We start from the raw sequence: 20,707 nt of genomic DNA on the forward strand, positions 1-20,707 counted from the left end.
GGATGCGGCGCGGAACGGGGCAGAGCTCACGCGCACGCGGACGTGCGCGGGACGGGATCAGGCGAGGGCAGGGGGACGGTCGGGGTTTTCCGGCAGGTAGCCGACGAAGCCGGAAGCCGGCTGCACGAGATAGTCGTGCGAGGGAAGATCGGGCGCGGGAACGGTAGCCAGCGCCAGCGGCAGGATGGCGCCCACCGTGCAGGCGGCGCAGAAGCTGCAGGAGGCGTTGGCGTGCTGCGTGCCATGCGGGGAAGCCGGTGCGGGATCGCTATCGGCCAGGGTTTGCGCCATCGGGTGATGGTGGGCGTGATGCTGTGCAGCCTGGTCGGCAGGATCGGCAGGGGCGGCTTCGGCGGTCGTGGCAGTGGCGCTGGCCTGACCGGCGTGGTGTTGACCATGATGTTGCGGCTGCATCGCCGGCGCGCAGGCCTGCAGCACGGCGGCGAAACCCTGGAGGGGAATCGCCAGCGCCAGCAGCCAGAGCAGGAGGATTTTTGCGCGCAGCATCATGGGCGCCAGTATAGTCGCTGTGCCGACCGTGGATCAACCGGCCGATTTGCGCTGGCGCAAGCCGCGCACCAGCCGCAGGCCGTTGAAGACCACGATCAGGCTGGCGCCCATGTCGGCGAACACGGCCATCCACAGCGAGCTCATCCCCAGTAGCGCCAGCACCAGGAATACCGCCTTGATGCCCAGGGCGATGCTGATGTTCTGCACCAGTACGGCATGGGCCTGGCGCGAGAGGCCGATGAAGTCGGCGATCTTGCGCAGGTCGTCGTCCATCAGCGCGACATCGGCCGTCTCCAGGGCGGTGTCGGTACCGGCCGCGCCCATGGCGAAGCCGATATCGGCGCGCGCCAGGGCCGGGGCGTCGTTGATGCCGTCACCGACCATGCCCACGCTGCGCTCGCCATGGCGCTGGCGCAACTGCTCGATGGCCTGCAGCTTGTCTTGCGGCAGCTGGTCGCCACGGACATCGGTGATGCCGGTCTGCCCGGCAATCGCCTGGGCGGTATGGCTGTTGTCGCCGGTCAGCATGACCACCTGCACGCCCATGGCCTGCAGTTCGCTCACCGCCTGGCGGCTGCTCGGGCGCACCGTGTCGGCCACCGCCATCAGCAGTTCCGGGCGGCCGTCGCAGCACAGCAGGGTGGTGGTCTTGCCCTGCTTTTCGAAGCCTTGCAGGCGTGCCTCCAGTTCCGGGCTGCACTGGCCCAGTTCATGCACCAGGCGGTGATTGCCCAGGTGCAGCAATTGCCCGTCGATGCGGCCTTGCACGCCGCGTCCGGCCAGGGCGGCGAAGTCCTGCACCTCCAGTGCCTGCCTATCCTCTTGCCTCTCCTCTTGCCTCTCCTCCTGCACGGCGATGGCACGCGAGACCGGGTGGTCCGAGCGTGCCGCCAGCGACACCGCCAGTTGCAGCAGGGCCTGCGGGTCGGCGCCGGCCTGCAGCGAGACCACGTCGGTCAGGCGCGGCTTGCCGAAGGTCAGGGTGCCGGTCTTGTCCACCGCCAGGGCGCGCAGGCGGCGCCCCTGTTCCAGATAGACGCCACCCTTGATCAGGATGCCGTGCCGGGCCGCCGAGGCCAGCCCGCTGACGATGGTCACCGGCGTGGAAATGACCAGTGCGCAGGGGCAGGCGATGACCAGCAGCACCAGCGCCTTGTACAGCCAGGGCTGGAAGGGTGCGCCGGCCAGCAAGGGCGGCAGCAGGGCCACCAGCACCGCCATCACCACCACGGCCGGGATGTAGTAGCGCGCGAAGTTGTCCACGAAGCGCTGGGTCGGGGCGCGCTGGCCCTGAGCCTGCTGCACGCTCCGGACGATGCGCGAGAGGGTGGAATCGGCCTGGGCGGCGCTGACCCGCATCTCGAAGGCGCCCTGTTCATTGATGGTGCCGGCGAAGACCGGATCGCCGGCCTGCTTGGCCACCGGGAGGCTCTCGCCGGTGATCGGCGCCTGGTTGATGCTGGTGCTGCCGCTGACCAGCAGGCCATCGAGCGGTACGCGCTCGCCCGGGGCCACGCGCACCATGGCGTCCACGGCCACGCTGGCGGCCGGCACGCTGTTCCAGCTGCCATCGACGCTGCGCACGGTGGCCATGTCCGGGGTCATCGCCATCAACCCGGCGATGGCGTTGCGGGCGCGGTCCAGCGACAGCGCCTCGATCATCTCGGCCAGGGTGAACAGCACGATCACCACCGCCGCTTCCGGCCACTGGCCGATCACGGCGGCGCCGATGACGGCCAGCGACATCAGGAAATTCATGTTCAGCGAGAAATTGCGCAGGGCGATCCAGCCCTTCTTGAGCGTACCCAGTCCGCCCAGCAGGATGGCCGCCAGCGCCAGCGCGATCACCGGCAGCGAGCGTTCGTCGCCGCTGGTCCAGGCCAGCACCTCGGCGCCCAGGGCCGCCACGCCGGCCAGGCCCAGCAGCGCCCAGCGCCGGGCCGGGATGCGGTAGGCGGCCGCCTGGTCGGGGGCGTCGCCCCCGGCGTCGGCATCCAGCGAATCGGACTTCACGGCCGGCAGCATGTCCAGCGCCTTGAGGGTCGCGACCAGCGGTGCGATGGAGGGCAACTGGTGTTGCACCCTCAGTTCGCGCTGGATCAGGTTGAATTCCAGCGTACCTACACCCTTCATGTTGGCGAGGCGTTCACGGATCAGTTTTTCTTCAGTCGGGCAGTCCATCTTCTGAATGAAGAAGACCGCCTGTTCGGTCGCGCCGTCCAGCTTGCGCGGTGCCACCACCGTTGCCGCACTATCGCAGGCGTGGCTGCCGCAGCAGGCTTGCGGCTGGGCGTGCTGGTGCTGCCCATGATCATGATGGTGGTCATGGTCGTGGTCGTGATGATCGTGCTGGTGGTCATGCGCGTGCTTGTGATGGGTTCCGGTCATGCCTTGCTCCTTGTGCAGCCAACGGGTTTCAGGGGTATATTAAAAACCCTGAAGTAACTACAAGGTCAAGCGAGGATCGCATGGATACGCTCAAGATAGGCGAACTGGCCGCCCAGGCCGATTGCCCGGTGGAAACCATCCGTTATTACGAGAAAGAGGCATTGCTGCCCGAGCCGACGCGTTCATCGTCGAACTACCGGCTCTATGGCGAGCGACACGTCGAACGCCTGCAGTTCATCCGCCATTGCCGGTCGCTGGACATGACGCTGGACGAGGTGCGCGAACTGCTGCGCCTGCGTGATGCGCCCGAGCAGAACTGCGGCGAGGTCAATGCCCTGCTGGACAAGCACATCGGCCACGTGGCACAGCGCATCGTGCAACTGCAGGCCCTGCAGGAGCAACTGCACCAGTTGCGCGCCCAGTGCGAAGTGGAACAGCCGGCGCGGGATTGCGGCATCCTGCAGGGGCTGGCCAGCCTGCCGGACGAGATGAAGCCAGCCAATCTGGGCAGCCACGGCGGTGGCTGCCACTGAGGCCGTGGATCAGGCCGGGCGTGCCAGCCAGGCCATGATTTCCTCGGTGACCTCGTCCGGTCGTTCGCGCTGCGGGAAGTGGCCGGCACCCGGGATCAGCACGCGCCGATAATCCTTGCCGAAGAACTTGTCCCGGCCCTCGGAGGTGGCAGGGGCGTTGGCGCCATCCTCGGCGCCATGCAGCACCAGCGTGGGCACCATGACGCGCGGCGTGTCCTGCAGCCGGGCTTCCAGGGCGGCATAGGTCGGGTCACCCTCGGCGAAGCCCCAGCGATGACGGTAGGAGTGCAGGCAGATATCGACCCAGTCCGGATTGTCGAAGGAGGCGGCGGTATTGTTGAACTCGCTCTCGGCAAACTTCCACGACGGTGACCAGCTATGCCACATGAAGCGGGTGAAGGCCCGACGGTCCTCGCGCAGTTCGGCCGCGCCACGGTCGGTGGCGAAATACCAGTGGTACCAGTAGTTACGCGATTGCTGCAGCGTCAGTTTCTGGTCCGGCCGGTTGGTCCCCCAGCCCACCGACAGCGCGATGCAGTGGCTGATGCGTTCGGGGGTCTGCGAGGCAGCGATATAGGCGGCGCGGGCGCCCCAGTCGTGGCCGATGAGCGCGTAACGCTGCAGGCCGAGGGCGTCGACGAAGGCCATCAGGTCACTGCCCAGCGCGGCCAGCTGGCCGCTCCTCGGGGTGCTGTCGGTGTGGAAGCGGGTCGGTCCGTAGCCGCGCAGGTAGGGGCGGATCACCTGGTAGCCGGCCGCACGCAGTGGACGCAGCAGGGCATCCCAGGTCCGTACGTCGTCCGGCCAGCCATGCAGCAAGACCACCGGCGGGGCGTCGGGCGGGCCGCTGACTTCGAAGCCGATGCGCAACTGGTCAGTGTCGACGAAACTCAGATGATTGGTCTGGGGCATGGCAAGCAATCTCCCTCTTCTGTGTTCTGGTGAGTGATAGCTGAGTGATGGGTGGCGTCCGAGCGTGATCATCCCGCAGCCAGCGGCACCGTCGGTCCCCCCGTTGGCAACGCTGCAGACATTATGTCATTTTGGCCGCAGGATGGTTTCCATCATCCAGGCCGTATGGGCGGCGCTGTCGCCGCAGGAAGGATGGCGCGCACCTCCGTCCAGGTGAAGCTGCATGTTGCTGACGTGATGCAGCTGGATCGGGTCGGGGTTGGCGACCTCCAGGTGCAGCGTGGTATCGGCCGTGTGCAGTTGCAGGGCCGCTTCCTCGAATACCGAAAAAACGATCTTGCCGGCGCTGCCCGTGATCTCCACCCGGTCGGCGCGTTCGAAGCTGCCGAAATGCCAGCTGCCGCTGCCGGTCACGCCGCTGCGATAGCGCCAGCTTGCGGCCACCGCATCGCAGGCGCTGTACAGGCCCTGCTGGTTGCTGCCACTGCCGGATACCTCGGCCACTTCGCCGAAGAAGTATGAAAACAGGTTCAGCCCGTGACTGCCGAGGTCGTCGAAATAGCCTCCCGGGGCGATGCGGGCGTCGGTGCGCCAGCGGTAGCGTCGCTGCAGGTCGTCCGGCCCCGCTGGGCGCGCCAGTTGCCAGTGGATGTGGCGCGCAGTGCCGATGCGGCCTTCAGCCAGCCATTGGCGCACTTGTTCGAAGCGTGGCAGCGAGCGCCGGTAATAGGCCACGAACAAGGGCTGCCGTGCCCGTTCGAAGGCGGCCAGCATTTCCAGACATTGCGCGTGGCTGGGGGCCATGGGCTTTTCCACGCAGCAGGGCTTGCCGGCGGCGGCGACCTTGAGGGCGTAATGGCAGTGGCTGTCGGGCGGGGTGGCGATGTAGACGGCGTCGATATCGGGGGCCTGGATCAATGCATCTGCATCGTCGAACCAGCGCGCGACACCGTGGCGGTGCGCATAGTCGGCCGCCAGCGCGGCATCCCGTCGCATCACGCCGGCCAGCGCGAAGCCGGGCGTGCGCTGGTAGGCCGGGCCGCTCTTGCGCTCGGTCACGGCGCCGCAGCCGATGATGCCCCAGCGCAGCACCTTCATGCCGGCGTTCCCTGCCGGGCGCAGCAATCTCCCTGGCCGCCCAGTGCATCCAGAATGGGGCAGTCGGGACGGCTGTCGCCATGGCAGTCCTGGGCCAGGCGTTCCAGCGTGGCCTTCATGGTCTGCAGTTCGCGGATGCGCTGGTCCAGTTCGCCGATGTGGGTCTGTGCCAGTTGCTTGACCTTGCGGCTGGAGCGCGACTGGTCCAGCCAGAGCCCGATCAGGTCGCTCACCTGGGCCATGGAAAACCCGAGCTGGCGTGCCTGCCGGATGAAGCGCAGCAGGTGCACGTCGCGCTCGCCATAGACGCGGTAACCGGCATCGGTGCGGCCGGCACGCGGGATCAGGCCGGTCTCTTCATAGTGGCGGATCATCTTGGCCGAGACGCCCGAGGCGCTGGCGGCTTCTCCGATATTCATGGCTGGGTTCCCTCGTTGCTCAGGTTTTGTGGCACATCCTGTGGATGCGGCCGCCAGCGACGCAGCAGCAATGCATTGCTGACCACGCTGACGCTGGAAAAGGCCATCGCCGCGCCTGCCAGCATGGGGTTGAGCAGGCCGAAGGCCGCCAGCGGAATGCCGATCAGGTTGTAGATGAAGGCCCAGAACAGGTTCTGGCGGATCTTGCCGTAGGTGCGGCGGGAGATGTCGATGGCGTCCGCTGCGAGTCCCGGGTCGCCATGCATCAGGGTCACGCCGGCCGCCTGCATGGCCACGTCGGTCCCGGTGGACATGGCGATGCCGACGTCGGCGGCCGCCAGCGCCGGCGCATCGTTGATGCCGTCGCCGACCATCGCCACCAAGTGCGCGCCATTCTCGCGCAGGGCCGTGACCGCTGCGGCCTTGTCGCCCGGCAGCACTTCGGCGCGCACATCCTGGATGCCCAGCACATCGGCCACCTGTTGCGCGGCGCCCCGGTTGTCGCCGCTCAGCATGGCGGTACGGATGCCCAGCGCATGCAGGGTGGCGATGGCTTGCCGGGCGCCGGGCTTGATCTGGTCGCCGAAGGCCAGCAGGCCCAGCACCGTCACGCCTTCGGCGTCGCGTTGCGCCAGCCAGGACAGGGTGCGTCCCTGCGCCTGCAACTGTGCCGCACGCGCCTGCAAGGCCGGGGCCGAGGCCTGCAGTTGCTGCATCCAGCGGCTGCTGCCCAGATACAGCGTGCGACCCTCGACCTCGCCCTCGATACCCAGGCCGGCAACGCTGCGCACATCGTTGGCCTGCAGCGTCGCCAGGCCGGGTTCCGCCGCTGCAGCGTCTAGCACCGCGCGGGCCAGCGGATGTTCACTGCGCGCCTGCAGGGCAGCGGCCAGGGCCAGCAGCCGCGCTTTGCCGGACGGGCCGGCGCCTTCTCCTTCCTCCAGTTCGGTCAGGCGCGGCCGGCCCAGGGTCAGGGTGCCGGTCTTGTCGAAGGCGATCACATCCACCCGGTGCGCGATTTCCAGTGCCTGCGCATCCTTGATGAGGATGCCGTGGCGCGCCGCCACGCCGGTACCGGCCATGATGGCGGTCGGTGTGGCCAGGCCCAGGGCGCAGGGGCAGGCGATCACCATCACCGCCACCGCGTTGAGCAGGGCCTGTTCCCAGTCACCCGCCGCCAGGCCCCAGCCGAGGAAGGTCAGCAGGGACAGCAGCAGCACGGCAGGCACGAAGACCGCGCTGACCTTGTCCACCAGGCGCTGGATCGGTGCCTTGGCGGCCTGGGCCTGCTCCACCATGCGCACGATGCGCGCCAGCACGGTCTCGGCACCGACGGCGGTGGTTTCGAACACCAGCACGCCTTCGGCATTGATGGCACCGGCCGACAGGGTGTCGCCGACCTCCTTGGCTTGCGGCCGGCTCTCGCCGGTGAGCATGGCTTCGTCCAGATGGCTGCGACCCTCGCGCACCACGCCGTCCACCGGCACCCGCTCACCGGCGCGCAGCACCACCAGGTCGCCCACCTTCACCTGGGCCAGCGGCACCTCGACATCCTGCCCGTGGCGGCGCACGCGGGCGCGGTCCGGGCGCAGCGCATTGAGGGCGGCGATGGCGTCGGCGGTCTGGCGCTTGGCGCGGCCTTCCAGCCATTTACCCAGCAACACCAGGGTGATGACCACGGCCGAGCTTTCAAAGTAGAGATGCGGCATCGCCATGGTATGGCCATCCATGGCCGGCATGCGCAGCCATTGCCAGAGCGACAGGCCATAGGCGGCGCTGGTCCCCAGCGCCACCAGCAGGTCCATATTGCCCGAGCGTGCGCGCAGCGCGCCCCAGCCGGCGTGGTAGAAGCGCCAGCCCAGCCAGAACTGCACGGGCGTGGCCAGCAGCCATTGCCACAGCGGCGGCAGGCTCCAGCTGCTGCCCAGCGGAACCAGCAGCATGGGCAGCACCAGCGGCAGCGAGAGCGCGGCCGCCAGCGCCACCGGCCACCAGGAGGGCAGGGTACGGCCGCTGGGCGGGGTGCTAGCCTGCTCGGGCAGATGTTCACGGGCCTGGTAGCCGGCCTTTTCGATGGCGGCGATCAGGGTGGCAGGCGGGACCGCGTCGGCCGTGGCGATGCTGGCGCGTTCGGTGGCCAGGTTGACGCTGACCTCGGTCACGCCGGGGATTTTCTTCAGGGCTTTTTCGACGCGCATCACGCACGAGGCGCAGCTCATGCCTTCGATATCGAGGCTGATCTCGGCCGTGGCAGTGGAGGAATCATTCATGGCGAACTCCGGGAGGATGAATCGGATACCTTCATCTTCATCCTTCCCATGATGGTAAGGTCAAGCCCGATTTTCGCACGGATGGTGAATTCTTGCGCTTGACCTTGCCACGGTAGGAAGGTTTAAGCTTTCCTCATTGCCATCACTTCATGAAAGGAAATGCCATGAGCACCCCCCTCACCTTTACCGTCAACGACATGACCTGCAACCACTGCGCCGGTGTCATCACCAAGGCCGTCAAGGACGTGGACGCCAATGCCCGGGTCGATATCACGGTGGCCGACAAGCGCGTGGTCATCGACAGCAGCCTGCCGGCGCAGTCCTTCGCCGAGGCGATCGAGGAAGCCGGTTATACCCCGGTAGCGGCCTGAACCTTCAATCCTTTCATTGCCTTCATTTGCTGAGCAGCCGCATCGCCCGCTCCAGCCCATCCATGGTGAGCGGGAACATGCGGTCGTTCATCAGCTGGCGGATCAGCGCGATCGACTGGCGGTATTGCCATAGGCCTTCCGGCTCGGGATTCAACCAGACGAAGTGCGGGAAGGCGGCCGTGAAACGCTGCAGCCAGTCGGCGCCGGCTTCGGCATTGTTGTATTCCACCGCGCCGCCCGGCTGCACGATCTCGTAGGGGCTCATGGTGGCATCGCCCACGAAGATGAGCTTGGTGTCCGGCGTGTACCTGCGCAGCACGTCCCAGGTCGGGAAGCGTTCGGCATGGCGCCGCCGGTTGTTCTTCCACAGGTAGTCATAGACGCAGTTGTGGAAGTAGAAGAACTCCATGTTCTTGAATTCGGTACGGGCGGCCGAGAACAGCTCTTCGGTGCGGGCGATGTGGTCGTCCATGGAGCCGCCGACGTCGAACAGCATCAAGACCTTGATCTTGTTCTTGCGCTCGGGCTGCATGCGGATATCGAGATAGCCGGCATTGCTGGCGGTGGCGCGGATGGTGTCGTCCAGTGCCAGTTCTTCCTCCAGCCCTTCGCGGGCAAAGCGGCGCAGGCGGCGCAGCGCCACCTTGATATTGCGCGTACCCAGTTCGCGCTCGCCGTCGTAATCCTGGTATTGGCGTTCCTCCCATACCTTCACCGCGCTGCGCTGGCCACCCTTGCCACCGATGCGGATGCCTTCCGGGTTGAAACCGCCATGGCCGAAGGGGGAGACGCCACCGGTGCCGATCCACTTGCTGCCGCCTTCGTGGCGTTCCTTCTGTTCTTCCAGCAATTGCTTCAGGCGATCCATCAGCTTGTCGTAGCCGAACTTCTCGATGGCGGCCTTCTGTTCCGGGGTCAGGTCGCGCTGCAGTTGCTTGACCAGCCATTCCAGCGGGATGTCGGGACGCTTCTCGAAGATCGTTTCCACGCCCTTGAAGTAAGTCCCGAAGGCGCGGTCGAACTTGTCGAAGTGGGCTTCGTCCTTGACCAGCGTGAGCCGCGCCAGATAGTAGAACTCGTCCAGGGAGGGATGGATCACCTGGCGGTCCATGGCTTCCAGCAGGGTCAGGAATTCCTTGATCGAGGCCGGCACTCCGGCCTGCTTCACGGTATAGAAGAAATCGATGAGCATGGGCAGGCGGGCTCAGCGCCCCAGCTTGAACTGCAGATGGCGGCGCACCGTCGGCCATTCCGATTCGATGATGGAAAACACCACCGTATCGCGATAGGACCCGTCCGGCATGCGCTGGTGATTGCGCAGGATGCCATCCTGCTTGGCGCCCAGGCGGGCAATGGCTGCGCGCGATTGCTGGTTCATCCAGTGGGTGCGGAACTCGACGGCGATGCAGTGCATGTCCTCGAAGGCATGGGTCAGCATCATCAGCTTGCACTCGGTATTGATGCCGGTGCGCTGCGCACTGGCGGCATACCAGGTGGAGCCGATCTCCACACGCCGGTGGGCGACGTCGGCGTTCATGTAGGTGGTCATGCCGCACAGGGCGCCGGTGTCGTTGCGGCGGATCACGAAGGGCAGCATGCTGCCTTGCTGCTGCAGGTGCAGGCGTCTTTCGATTTCGGCGCGCATGGTCTCCGGCTTGGGGATGGCGGTGTACCAGAGCTTCCACAGCTTGCCGTCCGAGACCGCCGCGATGAGTGCATCGTGATGCTCGGGATGCAGTGGCTCGACGGTGGCGAACTGGCCCTTCAAGGTGATCGGCGAGAGAAATTGCATGACGGCTCCTGGGGCGGGTAGGGCGTGCTCAGCTGTGGTTCAGCGGAGGTTCAGCGTTTCAGCGATTGGTACGGGACATGAACACCAGCCTTTCGAACAGGTGCACATCCTGCTCGTTCTTGAGCAGGGCGCCGTGCAGCGGCGGCACCACGGCTTTATTGTCCGGGTTGTGCAGGGCCTCGGGCGGGATGTCCTCGGCCATGAGCAGCTTGAGCCAGTCGATCAGCTCCGAGGTCGACGGCTTCTTCTTGATGCCGGGCACGTCCCTCACCTGGTAGAAGGCTTCCAGCGCCTGCGCCAGCAGTTCACGTTTGATGTGCGGGAAGTGCACATCGACGATGCTCTGCATGGTCGCCTTGTCGGGGAACTTGATGTAGTGGAAGAAGCAGCGGCGCAGGAAGGCGTCCGGCAATTCCTTCTCGTTGTTGGAGGTGATCACCACCAGCGGCCGGTGCCGCGCCTTCACCAGCTCACGCGTCTCGTAGACGTAGAACTCCATGCGGTCGATTTCGCGCAGCAGGTCATTGGGAAATTCGATGTCGGCCTTGTCGATTTCGTCGATCAGCAACACCACCGGCTCTTCCGAGGTGAAGGCTTGCCACAGGACACCTTTGACGATGTAGTTGTGAATATCCTTGACGCGCTCGTCGCCCAGTTGCGAATCCCGCAGACGCGATACCGCGTCATATTCATACAGGCCCTGCTGGGCTTTCGTGGTCGATTTGATGTGCCACTGCAGCAGCGCCCGGCCGAGCGCGGCCGCCACCTCCTCGGCCAGCATGGTCTTGCCGGTGCCGGGCTCGCCCTTGATCAGCAGGGGCCGTTGCAGGGTGAGAGCGGCATTGACGGCCAGCTTGAGGTCGTCGGTGGCGACGTAGTTCTCGCTACCGTTGAAGCGCGCGGATTGAGGAGCGGAGGAAGATGCGGAATGATCTGGCATGGATGCGGTCCTTGTCAGGTTGCTGGAGGCAAAGCGTATGGTGTCTGCGTGTCTGTGAGTCTGGCAAATGCGGCGGTGCAGCGGCAGTGCAAGGGCGGCGCCACCTGTTTCTTCGTGTTTCTCCGAGTATAAGGGAAAACCCATGCCATCCCGAGTGGGCTTGAATTTGGTGAAATCATTCATATATAGCTGATCACGCATGCAACAAAATGGAAGCGCCCACGGCGCTCACTGCCCATGAAATTCCTGTTCTTCAAGATGCTGGTGGTGTGGAGACGAATGCGCCACGGCATGCAGGCGCGTTACATGGACCGGCAGGATGTCGGCCGCCAGCTGGAGGTGTTGATGCGACGCATCGATGCCGCTGCGAGCTGGCATGAACGCGCCAACTGGATGATCGACGTGGCCGAGTGGCTGCGCCATCGCCCGGCGGTATCGCTGCTGGACCGCCAGAGCTGGCACAAGGTGCGGCGTCAGCGGCTGGCGATCATGCTGGACTGGCTGGACCAGCACCGCGACGTGCGGCGCGAGGTCCAGAAGGCACTGCAAAAGACCCTGCGCGAAGCCACCGGCCCCGAACTCTTTTCCACCACCGGCCTGCCGCACGAGCCCGGCTTCTTCGGCGAGCTCTCGGAGCGCCTGGCGCGCCTGGTGCTGCCGCGCCATCTGTCACCGACCGACCTGTCCTCGCTGTTTACGGCCATGTTCCCCGATCCGGAGGACGCCGCCTGGCTGGTGGAGCTGGACAATGAACTGCTGGTCCGTCTGTGGAAACTGATGGCCGACGACGGCATCTCGCACATGTACTGGCAACAGATCGAGGAGGCCATCACCTACCTCACCATGACGGTGGTGGCCGATGGCATCAGCCCGGCCTTCCGCCAGCGCCTGGAGCCCAAGATGCCGATGCGCGCCACGCCCTTCCTGGCGCTGCGGCGCGAGATGGAGACCTGGCTGCGGGCGCAGCCGGGCGATCTGGGCGCGCTGCGCAGCGTGCGCATGCTGGTGGCGGTGTGCCACGCCCAGACCGACCGCATCTATGCCCACCTGGATGAATACGGCGTCTCGGTCAGCCTGGTGTACCGGGTCGAGCGCATGCGCGCCCACCTGCAACGCATCGGGCGCCTGATCGACGTGCGCTCCGGCGTACCCGGTCCAGCCATCAGTCCGGCTGTGCCGGGTCTGGCGGCCAAGGCCGGCGCCGGCCGCATGCAGTTGCTGCTGTGCGACCTGATTTCCGCGCACCACCATCGTGATTCGGTACGCGGCCTGATGCGGCGCAGTTTCGCGCTGCTGGCGCGCAAGATGGTGGAGCGCAATGCCGATCACCGCGAGCAGGCCATCGCCCGCGACGGTGCCGGCTATCGCAAGGTGATGCGGGCCGGTCTGATCGGCGGCGCCGTGATCGCCGGGACCGCCCTGGTCAAGACGAGCCTGTCGTCGCTGGGCGTGGGGCACTTCGTGGATGGCGCACTGGCCTCGCTGAACTACGCAGCCAGCTTCCTGTTGATCGCCGCCCTGGGCGGCGTGCTGGCTACGCGCCAGCCGGCCGTGACCGCACCGGCCCTGGCTTCGCGCATGGGCGAGCTGGACGGGCAGGGCATGCGCGAGCTGATCGCGGAGTCGGGCCAGCTGTTGCGCTCGCAATCGGCCGGCATCTTCGGCAACCTGCTGGCGGTGGTGCCGGTCACGGCCGCGCTGTGCGCCCTGGGCTGGTTTGCGCTGGGCGGCAAGTCGATGCCGGTGGAGACAGCGCGCCAGACCCTGGCCAGCCTGTCACTGGTCGGCCCCACGCCGCTGTATGCCGCCCTGACCGGGATACTGCTGTGGCTGGCCAGCCTGGCCGCCGGCTTTGCCGACAACTGGTTTGCCCTGCGCCGGGTGCGCGAGGTGGTGTCCAACCATCGTCGCCTGGTGCATGGCCTGGGGGCCATGCGCGCCCAGCGCTGTGCCGCCTGGCTGGAGCGCAACGTCGCCACCATCGCCGGCAGCCTGGCGCTGGCCGTGCTGCTGGGGATGGCGCCGGTGGTGGCGGCCTTCTTCAGCCTGCCGCTGGATATTCGTCATGTCAGCCTGGCGGCCGGCGCGCTGACGGCCGCTGCCTTCAGCCTGGGCTGGGAATCCCTGATGACACCGGCCTTCTGGCTGGCCGCCGGGGGTGTGGCCATCACCGCCCTGCTGTCGGTGGCGGTGGCCTTCGCCTGCGCCCTGGCGCTGGCCCTGCGCTCGCGTGACCTGCCGCGCCGTGCGCGCAACGTGGCCATGCGGGCAGTGTTGCGCCGTTTCGTCGTCCGGCCGTGGTATTTCATTCTCCCCGAGCGTTCACATGCCGCGCTGCAAGATGAAGCCGAAGACGAGCAGGATGACGATGACGACGAGGGAGACGATGCCGGTGCAGCCGATGGGAAGTGGCACCAGGCTTCACTTGTTCAATCAGATGATCTGCATCATCAGGCCAGTCGTCATGTCGCCTGAAGCTGACATCAGCCACATTCCATATCCCTGATATTGCAGCGCATATAACACCCCGTCCGCCCGCCAGGCCGCAGCGGGCGGGCTGTTGCGCCTGATCGGCCGGTGCTGCGGGCAGGGATGACGCTGCCGGTTTTATTGGTTAGAATCAAAAGCGTTTTTTGCGCAAGGCAGGGGGAGTGGAGAGACAAGCTTGAGCCAAAACACCGGTTGAGCCATAGCAGAACAGCCAAACCTGCAAGACCAGCACAATCTAACAAGTACGATAAAGTTTGCCGCTGGTAGCAAAAGATGCGTTTCGTCGGGTGTCCGTTGCGCAGCCGTTACATGCGGGACGGATGGCAAGTCCAATCATCTTAGCCAGCTCACATGAAAAAACACCTCGTGTTTCTTGCCTTGACCGGCATGCTCGGCAGTGCGTCTGCGGCGGACATCGTCGGCAATGCCAAGGCCGCTGAAAACAAAGTCTCCATGTGCATCGGTTGCCATGGCATCCCCGGCTACAAAGCCAGTTTCCCCGAGGTCTATCAGGTACCGATGCTGGGCGGCCAGTCTGCCAAGTACATCGAGAACGCGCTGCGGGCCTACCAGAAGGGAGAGCGCAAGCATCCCTCCATGATGGGCATTTCGGCCAGCCTGTCGGACCAGGACATTGCCGACCTGGCCGCCTACTATTCGCAGCAGAAGTGAAGGGGAGCCACGAGATGAACAACAAGCTGATCGCTCCGGCGCTGCTGGCGGCTGCCACGCTGCTGTCGCAGGCCGCCACCGCGGCCGATATCGCCAACGGCCGCGCGCTGATGGAAAAGTACAATTGCGCCTCCTGCCACGGCAAGGACTACACCTCACCCACCGACCCCGCCTATCCCAAGCTGGCCGGCCAGCACGAGGACTACATCAAGCACGCCCTGACCGCCTACCGGCGCGGCGACAGTGCCATGAACGGCCGCAACAACGCCATCATGTCGCCGCTGGCCAAGCCGCTGTCGGACCGGGATATCGCTGATATCGCGGCCTTCCTGCACAGCCTGCCGGGGACGCTGGTGTTGCGCAAATAACGGGGCATCTTGGTGCACAGGCAGGCCGGGGCAGGCTGGTGCCCGGCCGATGGACCTGCTGGTTTGATAAGGAATAGTTCATGATGCATAATCGATTCATGAACTTCGCCGCCGAACTTGTCGTCATCGGGGACTTCCCCCAGCTCCGTCTGATCGCCTGGAATCGTGATCCTCGCGATGCGATTACCGGTGCGGAGGCGTTCGACCTTTACGAACGCAACTGGAGGTTCGTCGACCAGGACGCCATGCCCCCTGCGGAGCGGGCCATGCTGGATCGCCTGATCCACCAGTACGGTCACGGCGTCCTGCATGTTTAAGCGAGCGCATCATCGCCGCATCGCCGGTTTGCTCGCAGCGCTGGATGGCGATTTCCTGTTCAGCTGTGGGTGTTTCTTCGGTGGTGGAACGGCCATCGTCCTGGCGCTGGATGAATATCGCGAATCCCTGGATGTCGACTTTCTCTGCAGCTCTCAGGAAGGCTACCGCGCCTTGCGCAATACCATTACCAATGCTTCCCTGGGACAGATGGCGCGTACGCCGCTTGAGCTGATACGCGAGGTGCGTGCTGATCGTTATGGCATCCGTACCTTCCTCCGGATCGACGATGTGCCGGTGAAATTCGAAGTCGTCAGCGAGGGGCGCATCCATGTCGCGGGAGCAATGCATCCGCAATGGGGCATCCCCGTGCTGGCGCCGGAAGACATGTATGCCGAGAAGTTGCTCGCCAATGCCGACCGCTGGGGTGACAAGTCGGTCGCCAGCCGTGATGCCATCGATCTGGCCATGATGATCGCCCACTGGGGAACGGTGCCGCAGGCTGCCTGGGACAAAGCCCGGCTGGCCTACGGCCAGAGCGTTGATGTGGCTTATGACAAGGCAATCGGACTGGTCAGCGATCCGGCTTATCTGGCACTTTGTCTGCAGAAGATGCAGATGGACCCGGAACTCAGGGAGCGCATTCCGGCCCTGCTGCGTAGTTCGTCGCCGGATTCACTTTCATGACCGTGGCTGCAGGGAATCACCCCTGGGCGCGCCGCTTGATATTCTCGATATAGGCGGCCCCATCCGGGGGCAGGCCATTGCGCTGGGCGTTCCAGATCATCTCGCCCAGGGCTTCCATGATCTCGTGATGGGCCTCGTGCTCCGAGCCACGGCGCTGCGCCAGCAACTGGAAGGCGGCGCGGATGCCGGGCGGCTGGTCGATGGAGATCTGTTCCGTGATCGACAGGTGCATCGACAGGTGCAGGAAGGGATTGCTCTGGCCCTGCTCGACCGAGTAATCGGCGGCAATCGCGGCCTCGACGTCGCGCAGGCCGTCGTGATATTCCGGATGCTGCATGATCCAGTCGCGGGCGATGGCTTCCAGCGGCGTGAGGATTTCATGGCCCTGGTGCTTGCGATAGGCTTCGCAGAAGAAGCGGCGGACATCGTGCTGGGACGGCGTGAACATGGCGGTGCGCAATTCGGTGACAAAGCGCTATTTTACGCTGGTCTGCCGGGGCTTTCAGGCGGCCCCGGCAGAGCGGCCCCGCAGCGGCCGCAGATGAAGTACTATTCTTTCCACACAACAAGCATCTGAATAATCCATCCAAAGACCAACCTGGCCGCATCGCCGCGTGGCGGTGACAGGGGACGCGAGGCCGGGCAGAGAGAAGGGATAGTGCATGCGTTTTGTTGGAAGCCTGATGGGACCTCCCCGCCACGGGATGTCCTGGCTGCGGCGCGGGTCGGCTGTCTTGCTGACATGGGCCGCCGTGGCCGCGATGGCTGTGACTGCGGTGAATGCATTGAGCACGCCGGCCTGGGCAGCGCCTGCCAAGCGGGACGTGCCTGCGGTGACTGATGAGGCCGATAGCGGGGACGATACCCTGGCCATCGGTTTTGCCGGTCCGCTGAGCGGGGCCTCCATGGCCGTGGGCCGCAGCATGCAGAACGGCGCGCAACTGGCGGTAGACGAAGCCAACCAGCGCGGCCTGCGCATAGCCGGCAAATCCTATCGGCTCAAGCTGGTTTCCCAGGATGATCGGGCCGATCCCGGTACGGCGGAATACGTGGCCCGCTATCTGGTGGGGCAGCGTGTCATCGGCGTGGTCGGTCACTGGACCAGCGGTACCAGCCTGGTGGCCGCGCCCGTCTATCATGCGGCCGGCGTGATCCAGGTCACCCCTTCGGCGATGAGCCGCAAGCTGACTTCCCTGTCTTATCCGCGCATCTTCCGCACCATTCCCAACAACGAAGGCGTGGGGCGGCTGGCGGCCGATTATGCGATCGCCAGGCTGGGCGTCAAAACCGTGGTGACCATCGACGACCGTACTCCCTTCGGCCAGGGCCTGGCCGAGCAGTTTGCCCGCCAGGCAGAAGCGCAGGGGGCGAGGGTGCTGGGCCGCTATTCGGTCAGCGACAAGACCTCGGACTTCAATGCTCCATTGATGGAGGCGCGCAAGCAGGCGCCCGACCTGATCTTCTTCGGCGGCCTGAACTGGCAGGCGGGCATCCTGGCCAAAGCCATCCGTCGGCTCAAGCTGGAGGCCCGATTGATGGCCTCTGCCGGCACCGTCGGCTTGCCCTTCCTGATGCGTGCCGGCGCCGATGCCAATGGCGCGCTGGTGCTGGAGCCGGGTCCTCCGCAGGACAGGATGCCGGGCTGGAAAGGCTTCCGCCAGCGCTATAGCCAGAGTTTCGATTCCAATATCGATCTCTATGCCGTGTTCGCCTATGAGGCGGCGCAGGCCATCATCCAGGGCATCCGCCAGGCCGGCAGCAGTGACCCGGAGCTGGTGGCGCGGGCCATGCATCGTCTGCGCTTCGAGGGTGTCAGCGGCACGGTCGCGTTCAATGAGGAGGGTGACCTGCTCAACCCCACCTTTACCATGTATGAAGTGAAGGATCAGCGCTGGGTGCCGGTGGAGCGCTTCAGCGGACTGCCGCGCTGAAGCGGCCGCGTCGGATCGGCCAGTCGCCAGTCCGGAGCTTCAGAGCTTCACACGCCCTTGGCCGGAAGTGGCGTCTTCTGCTTGAATTCACACAGGTCGGCGATGATGCAGTTCCAGCACTGGGGCTTGCGCGCAATGCAGGTATAGCGGCCATGCAGGATCAGCCAGTGGTGCGCATCCTGGCGGAATTCCGGGGCGACGAACTTGATGAGCTTGCGTTCGACCTCGTCCACATCCTTGCCCGGGGCGAGGCCGGTGCGGTTGGAGACGCGGAAGATATGTGTATCCACCGCAATGGTGGGATGGCCGAAGGCCGTGTTCAGGACCACGTTGGCGGTCTTGCGGCCGACTCCCGGCAGGGCTTCCAGCGCCTCGCGCGATTCCGGCACCTCGCCGCCGTGCTGTTCGATCAGGATGCGGCAGGTCTCGATGACGTTCTTGGCCTTGGTGCGATACAGGCCAATGGTCTGGATATAGGGCATGAGCTGGTTCACGCCCATCCTGAAGATCGCCTCGGGCGTATTGGCCACCGGATAGAGCTTGCGGGTGGCCTTGTTGACCGAGACGTCGGTGGCCTGGGCCGAGAGCAGCACGGCGATCAGCAGTTCGAACGGGGTGGTGTATTCCAGCTCGGTGGTCGGGGTGGGATTGGCCTGGCGCAGGCGTTCGAAGATATCGCGGCGTTTGGTCGGGTTCATGCTGGCTCGCTGTCGGTCGGGTTGGTCGGCGGGGCTGGCGTGTCTTGGCTGTCTTGACTGTCTTGTGCCGCCTGCAGCTTCTTTTGCCGCGCACGTTCCATGGCGGCCTGGATGATGGCCTTCTTGCGGGCCAGTTCGGCCTGCTCTTCGGGCGTGCCGGCGGCAGCGGCTTCCACTTCCTTCAATTTGGCGGCGGCCTTGGCGGCCAGGCGGGCATCGTTTTCCAGCTTATCGCGACGCAGACGTGCCGTGCGCCAATCGTGACGGGCACGGGCCTCGTCGGCCTGCTGCTGGCTCCAGGCCTGCCAGCCGGTGCGGCCGGGCGTGACCTCCACCATGCTGATGCAGTCCACCGGGCAAGGCGCCACGCACAGGTCGCACCCGGTGCACAGGGCATCGACCACGGTATGCATCTGCTTGGCCGCGCCGGCAATGGCATCCACCGGGCAGGCCTGGATGCACAGGGTGCAGCCGATACAGACCTGTTCATCGATCACGGCCAGGCGACGCGGTTGTTCGCTGCCATGGACCGGATTGAGCGGAATCACCGGCCGGCCCAGCAACTGCGCCAGTCGCGCCACCCCTTCGGCACCACCGGGCGGGCACTGGTTGTACTCGGCACGTCCTTCGGCGATGGCTTCGGCATAGGGGCGGCAGGCGGGATAGCCGCACTTGGTGCACTGGGTCTGCGGCAGCAGGTCTTCGATACGGTCGGCCAGCGAGGCTGACGAAGTTGCCAACGTAGACAAAGGGGACAAAGGGGACGAGAAGGAGGCGGATGGCGGCACGTCGGTCGGGCAGTTCTGCAGAATAAGGGCGCTATTATCCGGCCAAACCGCGCCGAAGTCATGCCGCCAGCGCAAAGCAGAACGGCGCCGCGTTTTCACGGGCGCCGTTCCGAGGGGCGTGGCGGATCAGTCGTGCCAGCGCCGTTCAGGCATTGGCGCGGATGAATTCGCCGATCTTGGGACAGACGATCTCGCGCCAGCGGCGGCCCGAGAAGATGCCGTAGTGGCCGGCCTTGGGCACGGTGAAGTGCTGCTTGCGGGCCTTGGGGATGCTGCTGCACAGTTCCTGCGCGGCCTGGGTCTGGCCGGAGCCGGAGATGTCATCCAGTTCGCCTTCGATGGTGAAGAGGGCGACCGACTTGATGTCCTGCGGGCGCACCGGCTTGCCTTCGATTTCCCAGGTGCCACGGGCCAGGTTGAAGTCCTGGAATACCACCTTGATGGTTTCCAGGTAGAACTCGGCCGGCATGTCCAGCACGGCGTTGTACTCGTCGTAGAACTTGCGGTGTTCCTCGGCCGAGGCATCGTCGCCGTCGCGCAGGTGCATGTAGAAATCCCAGTGGCTCTGGGCATGGCGGCGCGGGTTCATGGCCACGAAGCCGGCGTGCTGCAGGAAGCCCGGGTAGACCTTGCGACCGAAGCCGGGATAGTTGGCCGGGACGCTGTAGATCACCGTGTTCTCGAACCAGGAGAAGGGCTTTTCGGTGGCCAGGTCGTTCACCGAGGTGGGCGACTTGCGGGCATCGATGGGGCCGCCCATCATGGTCATGCTCCTGGGCAGCTTGGGATCGTTGGCGCTGGCCATCAGCGCGATGGCCGCCAGCACCGGCACCGTCGGCTGGCAGACCGAGATCACGTGCACGTCCGGACCCAGGGTGCGGATGAAGTCCTGCACGTAGTAGACGTAGTCATGCAGGTGGAATTCGCCCTGTTCGACCGGCACCATGCGGGCATCGGTCCAGTCGGTGATGAAAACGTCATGTTCCTGCAGCAGGGCGCGCACGGTTTCGCGCAGCAGGGTGGAGTGGTGGCCGGACAGTGGCGCCACCACCAGCACGGTCGGCTGCTTGAGGGCGGCAATCTGGCGCGCGTTGAGATCCTTCTTGAAGTGGATCAGGCGGGCGAAGGGTTTTTCCTCCACCACTTCCTCGACGATGCCGGTGGGCTTGCCATCGACCGGCACTTCGCCGATGTTGAACTGCGGCTTTTCGTATTCCTTGGACAGGCGATAGAGCAGCTCATAGCCGGCGGCGATGCGCTGCGAGAAGGGGGTGTGGGCGAGCGGGGAAACCGGGTCCGAGAAGAGTTTGGCCGAGGTTTCGGCCCATTGCATCATCGGGTTCAGAAACGCGCGATTGAGTTCATGCAGTTGATAAAGCATAGCTGACCTTTATACAAGCACTGGCTGGCCTGCCTGCCAGGCGGATAGCCCGGACCAGGTGCGCAGCAAGCATGTGCCACAAACGTTTGGCGACGATCATCGGCTGACAAATTCATATTGTGATTAATTTGTCAACTTTTTCCT

21 protein-coding genes are annotated in these 20,707 nt (G+C 65.3%); 8 read left to right on the plus strand and 13 right to left on the minus strand.

Going from position 1 to position 20,707, the window contains the following annotated elements; genetic code table 11:
* Positions 1-57: 57 nt before the first annotated feature.
* Both HBH1_RS02615 and HBH1_RS02620 read right to left on the minus strand, forming a co-directional pair.
* Positions 58-507, minus strand: coding sequence for a hypothetical protein (locus HBH1_RS02615; protein ID WP_233207497.1), 450 nt, complete (start codon positions 505-507; stop codon positions 58-60).
* Between the two features lie 36 nt (positions 508-543).
* Entirely contained in the window at positions 544-2,898 is a 2,355-nt protein-coding gene (locus HBH1_RS02620) for a heavy metal translocating P-type ATPase (protein WP_102661464.1), read from the minus strand.
* An 80-nt stretch (positions 2,899-2,978) separates the two neighbouring features.
* On the opposite strand from HBH1_RS02620, the gene cadR reads away from it, so the two are divergent.
* Complete coding sequence (gene cadR, locus HBH1_RS02625) at positions 2,979-3,431, plus strand: Cd(II)/Pb(II)-responsive transcriptional regulator (protein ID WP_077235054.1); 453 nt, start codon at positions 2,979-2,981, stop codon at positions 3,429-3,431.
* A gap of 9 nt (positions 3,432-3,440) precedes the next feature.
* On the opposite strand, the gene HBH1_RS02630 is transcribed toward cadR, so the two are convergent.
* From HBH1_RS02630 to HBH1_RS02645, 4 genes are all read right to left on the minus strand, one after another.
* Positions 3,441-4,343, minus strand: a complete 903-nt coding sequence (locus tag HBH1_RS02630) for an alpha/beta fold hydrolase (protein WP_102661465.1) — start codon at positions 4,341-4,343, stop codon at positions 3,441-3,443.
* A 126-nt stretch (positions 4,344-4,469) separates the two neighbouring features.
* Positions 4,470-5,441, minus strand: coding sequence for a Gfo/Idh/MocA family protein (locus tag HBH1_RS02635; protein ID WP_102661466.1), 972 nt, complete (start codon positions 5,439-5,441; stop codon positions 4,470-4,472).
* The gene (cueR, locus tag HBH1_RS02640; RefSeq protein ID WP_006465369.1) at positions 5,438-5,860 is read right to left on the minus strand and encodes a Cu(I)-responsive transcriptional regulator; all 423 of its coding nucleotides are present in this window, start codon (positions 5,858-5,860) and stop codon (positions 5,438-5,440) included. The genes HBH1_RS02635 and cueR overlap by 4 nt, the downstream gene beginning before the upstream one ends.
* Positions 5,857-8,130, minus strand: coding sequence for a heavy metal translocating P-type ATPase (locus HBH1_RS02645; RefSeq protein WP_102661467.1), 2,274 nt, complete (start codon positions 8,128-8,130; stop codon positions 5,857-5,859). The genes cueR and HBH1_RS02645 overlap by 4 nt, the downstream gene beginning before the upstream one ends.
* A 164-nt stretch (positions 8,131-8,294) precedes the next feature.
* Between HBH1_RS02645 and HBH1_RS02650 the strand changes: the two genes are divergently transcribed.
* Entirely contained in the window at positions 8,295-8,501 is a 207-nt protein-coding gene (locus tag HBH1_RS02650; protein ID WP_102661468.1) for a heavy-metal-associated domain-containing protein, read from the plus strand.
* 22 nt (positions 8,502-8,523) lie between these two features.
* Here the strand turns inward: HBH1_RS02650 and HBH1_RS02655 are convergent, their stop codons facing one another.
* The 3 genes from HBH1_RS02655 to HBH1_RS02665 are packed head-to-tail and all read right to left on the minus strand — an operon-like array spanning position 8,524 to position 11,233.
* Positions 8,524-9,693 (minus strand): vWA domain-containing protein, encoded by a 1,170-nt coding sequence (locus HBH1_RS02655; protein ID WP_102661469.1) that lies wholly within the window; start codon positions 9,691-9,693, stop codon positions 8,524-8,526.
* 12 nt (positions 9,694-9,705) lie between these two features.
* Positions 9,706-10,293 carry a GNAT family N-acetyltransferase gene (locus tag HBH1_RS02660; protein WP_102661470.1) on the minus strand — a complete coding sequence of 196 codons (588 nt, stop codon included), beginning with the start codon at positions 10,291-10,293 and terminating at the stop codon, positions 9,706-9,708.
* A 58-nt stretch (positions 10,294-10,351) separates the two neighbouring features.
* Positions 10,352-11,233 carry an AAA family ATPase gene (locus tag HBH1_RS02665; protein WP_102661471.1) on the minus strand — a complete coding sequence of 294 codons (882 nt, stop codon included), beginning with the start codon at positions 11,231-11,233 and terminating at the stop codon, positions 10,352-10,354.
* A 237-nt stretch (positions 11,234-11,470) separates the two neighbouring features.
* Between HBH1_RS02665 and HBH1_RS02670 the strand changes: the two genes are divergently transcribed.
* From HBH1_RS02670 to HBH1_RS02690, 5 genes are all read left to right on the plus strand, one after another.
* Entirely contained in the window at positions 11,471-13,708 is a 2,238-nt protein-coding gene (locus HBH1_RS02670; protein ID WP_077235063.1) for a preprotein translocase subunit TatB, read from the plus strand.
* A 366-nt stretch (positions 13,709-14,074) separates the two neighbouring features.
* Positions 14,075-14,395, plus strand: coding sequence for a c-type cytochrome (locus HBH1_RS02675; protein WP_039877055.1), 321 nt, complete (start codon positions 14,075-14,077; stop codon positions 14,393-14,395).
* 14 nt (positions 14,396-14,409) lie between these two features.
* Positions 14,410-14,763 carry a c-type cytochrome gene (locus HBH1_RS02680; RefSeq protein WP_102661472.1) on the plus strand — a complete coding sequence of 118 codons (354 nt, stop codon included), beginning with the start codon at positions 14,410-14,412 and terminating at the stop codon, positions 14,761-14,763.
* Between the two features lie 80 nt (positions 14,764-14,843).
* Complete coding sequence (locus HBH1_RS02685; RefSeq protein ID WP_006465378.1) at positions 14,844-15,080, plus strand: hypothetical protein; 237 nt, start codon at positions 14,844-14,846, stop codon at positions 15,078-15,080.
* Positions 15,073-15,765: a nucleotidyl transferase AbiEii/AbiGii toxin family protein gene (locus tag HBH1_RS02690; RefSeq protein WP_102661473.1), complete on the plus strand. Its 693-nt coding sequence runs from the start codon at positions 15,073-15,075 to the stop codon at positions 15,763-15,765. Before HBH1_RS02685 ends, HBH1_RS02690 begins: the two co-directional genes overlap by 8 nt.
* A 16-nt stretch (positions 15,766-15,781) precedes the next feature.
* Here HBH1_RS02690 and HBH1_RS02695 read toward each other — a convergent pair whose 3' ends face one another.
* A complete protein-coding gene (locus HBH1_RS02695; protein WP_006465380.1) occupies positions 15,782-16,213 on the minus strand; it encodes a DUF1841 family protein in 432 nt (143 codons plus the stop codon).
* 256 nt (positions 16,214-16,469) lie between these two features.
* Between HBH1_RS02695 and HBH1_RS02700 the strand changes: the two genes are divergently transcribed.
* Positions 16,470-17,696 carry a branched-chain amino acid ABC transporter substrate-binding protein gene (locus HBH1_RS02700; RefSeq protein ID WP_102661474.1) on the plus strand — a complete coding sequence of 409 codons (1,227 nt, stop codon included), beginning with the start codon at positions 16,470-16,472 and terminating at the stop codon, positions 17,694-17,696.
* Between the two features lie 47 nt (positions 17,697-17,743).
* Here the strand turns inward: HBH1_RS02700 and nth are convergent, their stop codons facing one another.
* The 3 genes from nth to HBH1_RS02715 all read right to left on the minus strand — a co-directional run bounded on the left by nth (position 17,744) and on the right by HBH1_RS02715 (position 20,563).
* Positions 17,744-18,394 carry an endonuclease III gene (nth, locus tag HBH1_RS02705; protein WP_102661475.1) on the minus strand — a complete coding sequence of 217 codons (651 nt, stop codon included), beginning with the start codon at positions 18,392-18,394 and terminating at the stop codon, positions 17,744-17,746.
* Positions 18,391-19,134 carry an electron transport complex subunit RsxB gene (gene rsxB / locus HBH1_RS02710; RefSeq protein WP_166758445.1) on the minus strand — a complete coding sequence of 248 codons (744 nt, stop codon included), beginning with the start codon at positions 19,132-19,134 and terminating at the stop codon, positions 18,391-18,393. The genes nth and rsxB overlap by 4 nt, the downstream gene beginning before the upstream one ends.
* A 193-nt stretch (positions 19,135-19,327) precedes the next feature.
* Positions 19,328-20,563 carry a polyhydroxyalkanoate depolymerase gene (locus HBH1_RS02715; RefSeq protein ID WP_006465384.1) on the minus strand — a complete coding sequence of 412 codons (1,236 nt, stop codon included), beginning with the start codon at positions 20,561-20,563 and terminating at the stop codon, positions 19,328-19,330.
* Positions 20,564-20,707: the final 144 nt, after the last annotated feature.

Origin of the sequence: Herbaspirillum sp. BH-1 (assembly GCF_002870055.1) — a bacterium.
GTDB lineage: Bacteria > Pseudomonadota > Gammaproteobacteria > Burkholderiales > Burkholderiaceae_D > Herbaspirillum > Herbaspirillum frisingense.

What these genes read in the sequence shown, in the direction of transcription:
- HBH1_RS02615 (WP_233207497.1), bottom strand. Translation starts at nt 507, where the DNA reads ATGCTGCGCGCAAAAATCCTCCTGCTCTGGCTGCTGGCGCTGGCGATT.
- HBH1_RS02620 (WP_102661464.1), bottom strand. Translation starts at nt 2,898, where the DNA reads ATGACCGGAACCCATCACAAGCACGCGCATGACCACCAGCACGATCAT.
- cadR (WP_077235054.1), top strand. Translation starts at nt 2,979, where the DNA reads ATGGATACGCTCAAGATAGGCGAACTGGCCGCCCAGGCCGATTGCCCG.
- HBH1_RS02630 (WP_102661465.1), bottom strand. Translation starts at nt 4,343, where the DNA reads ATGCCCCAGACCAATCATCTGAGTTTCGTCGACACTGACCAGTTGCGC.
- HBH1_RS02635 (WP_102661466.1), bottom strand. Translation starts at nt 5,441, where the DNA reads ATGAAGGTGCTGCGCTGGGGCATCATCGGCTGCGGCGCCGTGACCGAG.
- cueR (WP_006465369.1), bottom strand. Translation starts at nt 5,860, where the DNA reads ATGAATATCGGAGAAGCCGCCAGCGCCTCGGGCGTCTCGGCCAAGATG.
- HBH1_RS02645 (WP_102661467.1), bottom strand. Translation starts at nt 8,130, where the DNA reads ATGAATGATTCCTCCACTGCCACGGCCGAGATCAGCCTCGATATCGAA.
- HBH1_RS02650 (WP_102661468.1), top strand. Translation starts at nt 8,295, where the DNA reads ATGAGCACCCCCCTCACCTTTACCGTCAACGACATGACCTGCAACCAC.
- HBH1_RS02655 (WP_102661469.1), bottom strand. Translation starts at nt 9,693, where the DNA reads ATGCTCATCGATTTCTTCTATACCGTGAAGCAGGCCGGAGTGCCGGCC.
- HBH1_RS02660 (WP_102661470.1), bottom strand. Translation starts at nt 10,293, where the DNA reads ATGCAATTTCTCTCGCCGATCACCTTGAAGGGCCAGTTCGCCACCGTC.
- HBH1_RS02665 (WP_102661471.1), bottom strand. Translation starts at nt 11,233, where the DNA reads ATGCCAGATCATTCCGCATCTTCCTCCGCTCCTCAATCCGCGCGCTTC.
- HBH1_RS02670 (WP_077235063.1), top strand. Translation starts at nt 11,471, where the DNA reads ATGAAATTCCTGTTCTTCAAGATGCTGGTGGTGTGGAGACGAATGCGC.
- HBH1_RS02675 (WP_039877055.1), top strand. Translation starts at nt 14,075, where the DNA reads ATGAAAAAACACCTCGTGTTTCTTGCCTTGACCGGCATGCTCGGCAGT.
- HBH1_RS02680 (WP_102661472.1), top strand. Translation starts at nt 14,410, where the DNA reads ATGAACAACAAGCTGATCGCTCCGGCGCTGCTGGCGGCTGCCACGCTG.
- HBH1_RS02685 (WP_006465378.1), top strand. Translation starts at nt 14,844, where the DNA reads ATGATGCATAATCGATTCATGAACTTCGCCGCCGAACTTGTCGTCATC.
- HBH1_RS02690 (WP_102661473.1), top strand. Translation starts at nt 15,073, where the DNA reads ATGTTTAAGCGAGCGCATCATCGCCGCATCGCCGGTTTGCTCGCAGCG.
- HBH1_RS02695 (WP_006465380.1), bottom strand. Translation starts at nt 16,213, where the DNA reads ATGTTCACGCCGTCCCAGCACGATGTCCGCCGCTTCTTCTGCGAAGCC.
- HBH1_RS02700 (WP_102661474.1), top strand. Translation starts at nt 16,470, where the DNA reads ATGTCCTGGCTGCGGCGCGGGTCGGCTGTCTTGCTGACATGGGCCGCC.
- nth (WP_102661475.1), bottom strand. Translation starts at nt 18,394, where the DNA reads ATGAACCCGACCAAACGCCGCGATATCTTCGAACGCCTGCGCCAGGCC.
- HBH1_RS02715 (WP_006465384.1), bottom strand. Translation starts at nt 20,563, where the DNA reads ATGCTTTATCAACTGCATGAACTCAATCGCGCGTTTCTGAACCCGATG.